General features: G+C 41.0%; 1 pseudogene. It reads left to right on the top strand.

The window, feature by feature from the left end:
• Window positions 1-231 (top strand): annotated as a pseudogene (locus L5M11_RS23745) (IS4 family transposase); the annotation flags it as partial.
• Between the last annotated feature and the right edge of the window lie 874 nt (window positions 232-1,105).

The raw sequence follows: 1,105 nt of genomic DNA, 5'->3' as shown, positions 1-1,105 counted from the left end.
GTCCATCCCAATCAACTGAGTTTTCGGGATGCGGCGAGTTATATCATCTTCAAGTTGACACAACTGTCATCACAAACACCGGGGAATGTCCCGAGAGACGTATTGGATATAGAACGAAATGCACGGCAATTTAAGCTGGATGGTAAACGGGAAAGGGCATATCCACGAGTTCTTAAAATGAGCAAAAACAAGTTCCCGGTTAGACCAAAGAAAAATGCCGTTCACTCTTAAGTGAACGGCATTAAGCGTAAGCTGGCTTTTTTGTGGGTTTGTTTTATTTCTACATCTATATGCACCAATGAACCCTATCATAGTCATGCCTTTAGTTCTTACATCACAAACTCGCTACTTACTAATGGTCACGCGTTGTCGCCATTAAAACAAATCCATTTAAGCCGATCCGTAGGTCAATCTCACGCTTAGCCTCGTTTAATCTTCATTTTAAAAGACGAAAGTCTTCTATTTTTATAACTACCAACAAATCATCTGATGGCTTTTGGCTATACATAATGCGAAACAAAGGCGCAGTCTTAGCTGAATTGTGGATAACTTTGGGGGTAAGTGGTGGGTATGGTGTGGCTAGATTAGATAATTAGCATTAACTGCAAATTTCCTTAAAATAGGGGTTGCACAAAATCCTCTGCTGCCTATAATGCGCATCCACTGACACGGCAGACAGCGTTAAGCAGCCTGATGTGACGGTTCATCGATGAGTTTACTGATTGATGAGTGTTGAGAAAGTTTGCAAAAACTCCTTGACGCGAAACGGGAAATGCGTAGAATACGCAGCCCTAGCCAACTGGAAGCGTTCGACGCTCAGTGTGGTACTCAAGTTCTCTTACGAATATTGAGTTGCTCTTTAACAAGATAAAACAAGAAATCTGTGTGGACACTCACAGGTGTTGAGTTAATCGAAACTGCTTAGCCTTAGGGTTGGCAGTCAAAAATTTAAATCAATGTTTTCAAGTCATTCTCCTTACGGGAAGGGTGATTGAGTGTTCATAGTAATATGTACATACAGTAATGTATGAATTGAAACGCGATGTTTCTTAGTGAGCAAAGCGAATCAAAACAGTAGAATTCATTGAGCCGTTTGACGTAAGAG

Source organism: Shewanella sp. SM87, from assembly GCF_025653705.1.
Classification (GTDB): Bacteria; Pseudomonadota; Gammaproteobacteria; order Enterobacterales; family Shewanellaceae; genus Shewanella; species Shewanella oncorhynchi.
The sequence above is the reverse complement of the archived record's forward strand: the minus strand, read 5'-3'. Positions and strand labels throughout refer to the sequence as shown.